The organism is Bacillus sp. RIT 809 (assembly GCF_016892495.1).
Taxonomy (GTDB): domain Bacteria; phylum Bacillota; class Bacilli; order Bacillales; family Bacillaceae_G; genus Bacillus_A; species Bacillus_A cereus_U.
Genome location: NZ_JAFEMR010000011.1, coordinates 168,956 through 177,226 on the forward strand (window position 1 = coordinate 168,956; position 8,271 = coordinate 177,226).

The following is an 8,271-nucleotide window of genomic DNA, read 5'->3' on the forward strand; positions in this document are numbered from 1 at the left end:
ATGGATATTTTCTTCTGTAAGATAAATAAAAACAAAAGTAATCTTATATCAAGAAGAATTCTTACTAAACGAGCTATACAGAGATTAAAAAAAACTACACATCCTAAAAAAAAGCTTCATATTATATACAGCGATTTACTTATACAGTATGTGCTGTTCACAAAACAAAGAATGAAATATCCGTTGAGTATAACCTATAATATGCGGGGGAAACCTCTACTATCCAAAGGCTTCTTTAATATTTCAAATTGTAATGAATGGGTTATGTGTACTTACAGTGATAATGCTGCCGTAGGGGCTGATATTGAGGAATATAAGCGGTGCAATCATGAGTTAGCACAATTCTTCTTTACTCAAGAAGAACTAAAACACTTATTAACTCTATCACAAAGAGAACAAATCAATTTTTTTACAGATGCATGGACTTTTAAAGAAAGTTATGTGAAATGTAAAGGGATTAGTATATTCGATATTAAAAACAATATCAATTCACCTTTAGTAAGGAATTATTTTATTAAGGATGAAACAGAAATTGAAGGTGAATTATTTCATTATGTACGTGGGGTTATCGAAAATTATAGTTGGTGTTTGTTAAGCGGAAAGAACTTTACTAACTATAATATTAAGTTAGTGTGCTATTCGCAAATTATAGAAACTTTAACTAACATACACAGGGGGAATTATGCAGAGCATTTACATGACTAATCACTTTAACAAAATTTATCAACAAAGAGAAGAATTCGCTAATGAAATAAAGTGTTTCAAAAACAAAGAATGGGAACGGCCTTATAAGGATAAGTGGTCTTTTGGAGAAACATATTATCATTTATACTTAATGGTCAGGCGATTTCGACAATTAAATAAGTTATATTTACCACTGTCTAGACCAATTGCTGCAGCAAGAAAAAAGTCACCTTACAAAACCCATAGTAAGGACATATATACTGAATATAAAGAGAAACACAACAAACCAATGAAAGCACCTTTTATTTTGGTACCACCTAAAGGAATAGAAGGTAAAATTTCATTTGAAAGGTTAATTAAAGGGCTAGATAATGAAACGAAGAATTTAGAAAAAATGCTTTCTAAAATCGAAGATGACATTGCTGGCCACATACGTTTCCCTGATCCAATCGCACATAATCCAAACTTAATACAAAGTATTCATTTAATAGGTATACATGAAAAACAACATTTCTTTTTATGCAAAAAATATTATAACTTAAATTAATGTGTCTCTATTGGAGATATACTAATTTATTTGGGTCTGGTGGAAATATATGAAGAATAACACGGAGAATAGTAGACTCCTATTTTGGTTAGCAGTTTTGCTTGGAATTCAGTTGATGCCTCGAATTCGGAATTGGAAGGAATTGAAGCTATTTCGCCCTAGCAAGGAAGAAGTATACGAACATTTTAATGAATTTTTTTCCGGAAAAATTGATTGGGAACTAATATAAAACATCAGTCTCTATATTGAGTGGTGTAGAAGCGATGCATATGGTCAAAAAAGAACAACTTGATTTACGGAATCAGTCTGTTCAAAATCAGAATATTTTTATCAACCAACTGTTTGAATTGACTGCTTAACAGGTGATTCCGTTAGGAATTCGTGATTCTTTTTTTATTTATCATCTTTTTGCACCAAAACCCTTCTATGAAAATGGCGCGAAAAAGACAGGATGGCTTGCATTAGAACACAAGTGGTATTATCTTGATCCGAATGCCGGTGGTGCTATGGCAACTGGATAATTACTACGATATGATTTTTAATGAATTAAGAACTAGGAACCACCATGATGATGTACCATATATATAAATTAATCATGTAACAGATATAAAATGTAAATAACGCCTTAAAAAAATAATGGGTGGGGGAATTGTAATTAATTGTCGAAAAAATAAGAATTATATAATTTTTTGTTGATTTATGTCGTTTTTAATGTTATATTCATAACAACAAAGAAAGAGAAAACAAAAACCCTTATCTAGTAAGATATCAGAATTTTTAGTTTTCTCCAATTAGTTTACTTCTTGTGCCGTAGAAGTTTGTGCATTTTTTTCCACTCTTTCTTTGTTTTACCCTATAAAAGAAAACAACCTGTTTTTATACAGGTTGTTTTCTTTTGTAAAAATTTAATTTGTTGTTTTTATAACGGTTGGGATTACTCTTTTAAAATTAAGAGGTTCTTTTTTGATGTTGATTATTTTTGTTCTAAAATACGTTCAACCTCATCTATGCCTAATTTACTGGCTTTAGCAATCGTTTCAAGTGGTACACCGAGTTCATGCATACCTTTAATCATCTGTATTTTTCCTTGCTGAACCCCTTCTTGAATTCCTTCTTTTTTCCCCTCATTACGAGCATGAGCAAACTTTGCAGCCTCATCCATTAAGGCCTTTTCTCTTGCTTCATATGCTTGACGGAAAGAAGAATCTTGACTCATACGTTCCCACTTATTCATTGCTTTTTGTAAAATCGGATCTTGGTTCATGGCAATGTCCTCCAATGTTTGTGTGAGATACTCATCTTCATTCGCTGGTAATAATAATAACCAACGAACAAACGAGTCTTCCCACGGATTAACTTTCTCTTCACGCCATTGCTGTAGTAACTTTGGAATCTCTACAATATGAACTTCTATATCGTCACTTAATAACTTTTGTTGTTGCTGATTCCAAAGGATTCCTGTTGTATGAAACGCTTCATATTCTGGAAACATCACAAAGTTTAACAAGTTTATGGTAATTGTTTTATGAAGTGAGCTATAAGGCATTCCTTTTTGCAATTGAGAGGTGTATAACCTTCCCCAATAATATAAGCTTCGTTTGATCATATCGTGATTGTTATTCAATTGTATTTCTACATTTACCTTTGTTCCTGTATTTAATGTAGCTGAAATATCTAAAATTGATAATTTATCTTCTTCATATTCTCGATGCAAATGTGGATCTTCTAATTGTAGGGCAACAATAGGTGATTCTAAAGAATCTTTTAATATGGCATTTAAAAAGGCAACTAAAATATCTTCATTCCCATTTGTGCCAAATAACTGCTTAAAGGCAAAATCGATACGTAAATTTACTAATGAATTGGACATGGTTTTCCTCTTCCTGTTTCAGACTATATCTTTACCTTTATTGTACATAAAACTAAAGTCAATATGCAAACAATCCTCTATGACTTATATAGGGATATAAGTTTTTCTCTTAAAGGAATATATTTGGAACAGAGGGATTAAGTGGAAAGGAATAAAGGTGCGATTAAAAGATTTAATTTTCTGAAAATAAGTATTTACAAAAATATTTATTTGAATTAAAATACGAACTACAAAGATTCGACATTATACGACAAAATGATATTGTTTTTCAGAATATTACAACAACTAGAAGTGAGGTATCTATATGAATCTATTTCGAAAAAAATCTATTTCAGCATTATTAGCACAGTCAGAACAAAAAGGAGCATCTTTAAAAAAAGAACTCGGTGCATTTGATCTTACTATGCTCGGGGTCGGCGCTATCATCGGAACTGGGATTTTCGTTCTTACCGGTGTTGCCGCAGCAGAACACGCAGGACCCGCACTTGTTTTGTCGTTTATTTTATCCGGTTTAGCCTGTGTATTTGCAGCATTATGTTATTCTGAATTTGCATCAACTGTACCGGTATCCGGTAGTGCGTACACTTATAGCTATGCAACATTTGGAGAATTAATCGCTTGGATTTTAGGTTGGGATTTAATTTTAGAATATGGATTAGCTTCCTCAGCTGTTGCATCTGGTTGGTCAGGGTATTTACAAGGTCTATTAAGTGGATTTGGGATTACATTACCTACGGCTTTAACAAGCGCATATAATCCTGAAGCGGGAACATATATAGACTTACCAGCAATCTGTATCATCTTTCTAATGACGTTGTTATTAACAAGAGGAGCAAAAAAATCAGCGCGTTTTAACGCTATCATGGTAGCTATCAAACTTTTTGTTGTCTTACTATTTATTGGCGTGGGCGCTTTCTATGTAAAACCTGAAAACTGGACACCATTTATGCCGTTCGGCTTCTCTGGCGTAACAACTGGGGCTGCAACTGTATTCTTTGCTTACATCGGATTTGACGCTGTATCAACAGCTGCTGAAGAAGTCAAAAATCCACAGCGTAACATGCCAATCGGTATTATTGCTTCTTTAACAATTTGTACGATTCTATATATCGTTGTTTCATTAGTTTTAACTGGGATTGTACCTTACGATCAGTTAGGTGTGAAAAATCCTGTTGCATTTGCACTACAATACATTCAACAAGATTGGGTTGCTGGTTTCATTTCTTTAGGAGCGATTACTGGAATTACAACTGTATTACTTGTTATGTTATATGGACAAACACGATTATTTTATGCAATTAGCCGCGATGGCTTACTACCAAAAGTACTTTCGCGCGTAAATAAAAAAACAAAGACACCTGTTATCAATAGTTGGATTACTGCCACTATGGTTGCTTTCTTTGCTGGTTTTGTTCCTTTAAGTAAACTAGCAGAATTAACAAATATCGGTACATTATTCGCATTCATCGTTGTATCAATTGGAGTAATTATTTTACGTAAAAAACAACCAGAACTACCGCGCGCTTTTAAAGTGCCTTTGGTACCATGGATTCCTGCTTTAGCTGTTCTATTCTGTGGATACTTAGCATTACAACTCCCAGCAACAACATGGATCGGCTTTGCAATATGGCTTGTAATTGGACTTGTTGTCTACTTCAGTTACGGTTACAAAAATAGTACACTACAAAAGGAACAAAAAGAAGACGTAGTATAATGAAAAAGCTGTTGTCCCATTAGGACAGCAGCTTTTTTCCGTTCTGGTGCAAAGTATTGTACCATCAAACATTTCAATAATCTCATTGAACAAGACCGTCGTCATTTAAATTGTCTGGGTTTCAAAACCTTCGCTATGCTGCTCGCACTACTATTTTTTATTCCAATAATTCCTTATGTTTACGATACTTCTCTTCCATTAATTGGCTGAACTGGTCGGTTATTCGTTGGGAATAATTTATGAAACGTTTCAATTTGTTTTTTGGACATCTCTATTGTCTGTTTCATCACAATCCACTGGACATTTTCTGTACAAGGAGGTGTTGTCAAAGAACCCATGTAACGGAATGACGAATGATCTGAAGGAAGAAGCTGTTTTATATCAATGGTATGCTGCACATCACCCTGTGAATTTTTGCTGTTCGGGAGATTTTCCCACATTTCTGCAAAACCTTCGTTTTTTTGTCCTTCTTTTATCATAATACCAACTACTGCTAACTGACCTTGATCATTTTGATGGACCAGATGTAGTTCCATATCTGCATGTTTTCCTTCAAATTGATGTTCACTTGGTGTATGGAAATGGAATTGTTTTAATATGTAACGACTTTCTCCCAGCATGAGATAATCATCAGAACTATTTGCTTTCCCCTCAATACTATGCCCATTATTTTTAATAGAAAATGATATTGGTTGATAATTAATTTGCAAATGATTAGAATCATCAACTGTTGATTTTATTTGTTCCGTTTTGATATCTATAGGAGATTGTTCTTGCCCATTTAAACACATTTTGTATTCTGGTTTCAATTCTCCCCAGTGCTCTGGACCAGTAGTCCCTTCATATGACCACTGCGTATTTTTCTCTGTAGATTTTTCTTGTGTAGCTGTATCCTTGTTTGACTGTTCTTGTTTTGCTGTGTTACACCCGATCAACACTGCACTCATTGTCAATATAAGGGGAGTTTTATAAAGAAACTTTAAGCCTTTCATACTGTTCCCTCCTAAGATGATAAAATATTGTATGTAAAGAATATTTCATGTAACTAAAGGTTCTGTTACAAATTCACCAAAAATATCAAGAATCTAGAGAAGCATCGTTCCATCATTATGCAATTTAAACTTTTAAATAGAGAAATGGGATATCGGAAGCCATACAGTTAATTTGTGAGCAAAGGAGTAACTGTGCTCATTTCTCAAGTTAGAAAAGCTTTATACAAAGTCAGATTGAAGTAAAAAGTTATTAAATACTATAAGAAATGGAAGCAAGAACATATTACATCTCCTAATTTGATATTATTCCGTGTGTCCTCGTTTAGCATTAAATAGAATGACTTCTTACCAATACCCAAAATCGATTTTGTAATCTAATTTGGGTTCCAATTTTATTAATCTGGTCATTTTTATTTGGCATTACTTCATTCATTTCGAAACATGGGCTTGCTTTCCGACTAAATGTTTTGTTATATCTATACTCCCCCTTATATCTAATTGAGATTGACTTTTAATTTATATTCATTATAATTATATATAAATTATTAAAAAGAAATCAATATAGATTTATATTCTTTGATGTGATACTATATATTTCTGGTTCTGTTGCAAAGCTTTCGAAACGAAGTTATGCTTTTGAAAAGATAAACGGAAGCGTAATAAGTTAGATATTTTAAAGTAAAACAATTCAAACAAGATATTATTTGGGTTTTTTTGCTCAAATCTGCGAAATGGGGGAATTAGCTTAATTGGGGTCACTTTCCATCACCATCAAGCTAAGAAAATATCCCCAAAATAAAAAAATGACTTCTCAAGATGAAAATGTACAATTCTATTTTGAGAGCGTCATAAAATTCTTAAGTTGATGGATATATATATGGTAACCCATACTAATTAACGACCAGTATTGTTTTGCAAAAAAATGTCGAAATTATGCGAAATTTGAATTTTTTTGTCTTGTTATGCTTTATATTTAGTGCTAAACTCATAATACAAAGAAAGAGTAGCTGAAAAGACCCTCCTTTAAACTGAAAATATTGAAAATTCAGTTTAGTATACATCTGATTGATATTTACGCTTACTACTCTTTCTTTGTTTTATTTTATATATTATATCGGGTATAGATAGCGAGGTGACTGAGATGTGATTAATTGGTAAAAGTAGAGTGTGAGTATTCTGTTATTCTTATGACACCTTAATTACTTAAGTGCACATTTATTACAAATATTTGTAAAGGAAATTGAGGCCGATTGTGCCGATCTAGCAATGTGAAATTTGGTTTCATGCAAATAAAGAAATAAGCAACTACAATTAATTATGAATCTAGTCGTCATGCTGAGAATTTAATTGAAGGTTGGGTATAGCGAGATTTAGCCATGAAGTTTATAAGTCATGTAGATTGTGATTAAAATTCTAAATTCATAAGCTGACAAAAATTAGTGAACGTTACTGTTCATTCTTTTAAAAAGCATAGGACTACTTAATTATAAACCTAGGAAATGATATATAAGAGGTACATGAATAAACAAAATTGTTTGTGGTTTTTACTAAATGAATCAAAATTTAGGCAGAGGTTTAGCACAAGCACTTAAGGATGATATTTCGGTGTATGTAGGAGGGAATATAAAATAAAAAGTTTATCCCAAATGAGGTATTAATTTATGTTTGTTTTTTTAATTACACAATCAGTTACAAAAGTTACAAAAACTATTTTTATTATTTAAATAGTCTTAATATTACGGGTGGGAGCATGAAAAAAAATGTCCTTAGGGGGAGGTAAGAGAATCTGGTAAATAAAATTGTGAATCATTAAAAAGGTGCTATCAAACTTGGACATACTGATATTATGAATCTAAAAATGATGGGAAGTAGTATGAAGAAGTCAATAGTATTTGAATGAAAACAGTATTAACCAGAAATTTTATGCTTCTAATGAGATGGCATACATGATACAACTTAAGATTGCAAGATTTGATAGGAATGATGCAAGAATATGGCCTTCCCGATTACAATAATATCATATAATTTCATATATGAAAATATTTAAATTTATGATATTAGGTCAGAAAAAATGAGGATTTATGGAGAATAGAAGAATTGTTTATAGAAAATCAATTTTCAAGATTTAAAGTTTATAACAATCGAAAGACAAAAATGCCATCAACCTATTGAGTCATTGTCATAGCATATTCATATTAGTAGCCATCTAAATATAATTGACAGGAGAATGACATGGTAAAAAGAGTGATTTCGATTTCTACGATTATAATGCTATTTATGTTGACCATAGGTCAGAGTTTCACATCTATAATAGCAAATGCACAAGAATTAAACACAACAGGATTTGTTGATACATTTAAGTTCGACAAAACGGATCTAACTTACGGAGAACGAACAGGAATAAAAGTTGATTTTAGTGATAAATCTGGAAATAAAATGAAGGCTGGAGACACACTAACATTAA

The 8,271-nt window shown here is 32.2% G+C and carries 6 protein-coding genes and 4 pseudogenes; 8 read left to right on the forward strand and 2 right to left on the reverse strand.

Annotated elements, in window-relative coordinates; all coding sequences use genetic code 11:
• The 5 genes and pseudogenes from JTF23_RS14210 (at position 1) to JTF23_RS14230 (ending at position 1,752) form a co-directional block, all read left to right on the forward strand.
• Entirely contained in the window at positions 1 to 705 is a 705-nt protein-coding gene (locus tag JTF23_RS14210; RefSeq protein ID WP_204209044.1) for a 4'-phosphopantetheinyl transferase family protein, read from the forward strand.
• Positions 683 to 1,231, forward strand: a complete 549-nt coding sequence (locus JTF23_RS14215; RefSeq protein ID WP_252188022.1) for a DinB family protein — start codon at positions 683 to 685, stop codon at positions 1,229 to 1,231. Before JTF23_RS14210 ends, JTF23_RS14215 begins: the two co-directional genes overlap by 23 nt.
• Positions 1,232 to 1,310: 79 nt before the next feature.
• Positions 1,311 to 1,457: pseudogene (locus JTF23_RS28345) on the forward strand (Tn3 family transposase); the annotation flags it as partial.
• Positions 1,456 to 1,590: pseudogene (locus JTF23_RS28350) on the forward strand (IS6 family transposase); the annotation flags it as partial. The pseudogenes JTF23_RS28345 and JTF23_RS28350, both read left to right, overlap by 2 nt.
• Positions 1,591 to 1,593: 3 nt before the next feature.
• The gene (locus JTF23_RS14230) at positions 1,594 to 1,752 is read left to right on the forward strand and encodes a hypothetical protein (protein ID WP_204209052.1); all 159 of its coding nucleotides are present in this window, start codon (positions 1,594 to 1,596) and stop codon (positions 1,750 to 1,752) included.
• 452 nt (positions 1,753 to 2,204) lie between these two features.
• On the opposite strand, the gene JTF23_RS14235 is transcribed toward JTF23_RS14230, so the two are convergent.
• Complete coding sequence (locus tag JTF23_RS14235) at positions 2,205 to 3,101, reverse strand: Rpn family recombination-promoting nuclease/putative transposase (RefSeq protein ID WP_000071773.1); 897 nt, start codon at positions 3,099 to 3,101, stop codon at positions 2,205 to 2,207.
• 304 nt (positions 3,102 to 3,405) lie between these two features.
• Here JTF23_RS14235 and bcaP point away from each other — a divergent pair, with 304 nt between their 5' ends.
• Positions 3,406 to 4,815: a branched-chain amino acid transporter BcaP gene (gene bcaP, locus JTF23_RS14240; protein ID WP_204209046.1), complete on the forward strand. Its 1,410-nt coding sequence runs from the start codon at positions 3,406 to 3,408 to the stop codon at positions 4,813 to 4,815.
• A 51-nt stretch (positions 4,816 to 4,866) separates the two neighbouring features.
• Positions 4,867 to 4,964: pseudogene (locus tag JTF23_RS28475) on the forward strand (IS6 family transposase); the annotation flags it as partial.
• A 30-nt stretch (positions 4,965 to 4,994) separates the two neighbouring features.
• Here JTF23_RS28475 and JTF23_RS14245 read toward each other — a convergent pair.
• Positions 4,995 to 5,807 carry a carbonic anhydrase gene (locus JTF23_RS14245; RefSeq protein ID WP_204209047.1) on the reverse strand — a complete coding sequence of 271 codons (813 nt, stop codon included), beginning with the start codon at positions 5,805 to 5,807 and terminating at the stop codon, positions 4,995 to 4,997.
• Between the two features lie 2,232 nt (positions 5,808 to 8,039).
• On the opposite strand from JTF23_RS14245, the pseudogene JTF23_RS14250 reads away from it, so the two are divergent.
• Positions 8,040 to 8,271: pseudogene (locus tag JTF23_RS14250) on the forward strand (Ig-like domain-containing protein); the annotation flags it as partial.

Bases quoted from the DNA above. Each gene is read 5' to 3' on its own strand.
- JTF23_RS14210 (WP_204209044.1), top strand. From the start codon at position 1: ATGGATATTTTCTTCTGTAAGATAAATAAAAACAAAAGTAATCTTATA.
- JTF23_RS14215 (WP_252188022.1), top strand. From the start codon at position 683: ATGCAGAGCATTTACATGACTAATCACTTTAACAAAATTTATCAACAA.
- JTF23_RS14235 (WP_000071773.1), bottom strand. From the start codon at position 3,101: ATGTCCAATTCATTAGTAAATTTACGTATCGATTTTGCCTTTAAGCAG.
- bcaP (WP_204209046.1), top strand. From the start codon at position 3,406: ATGAATCTATTTCGAAAAAAATCTATTTCAGCATTATTAGCACAGTCA.
- JTF23_RS14245 (WP_204209047.1), bottom strand. From the start codon at position 5,807: ATGAAAGGCTTAAAGTTTCTTTATAAAACTCCCCTTATATTGACAATG.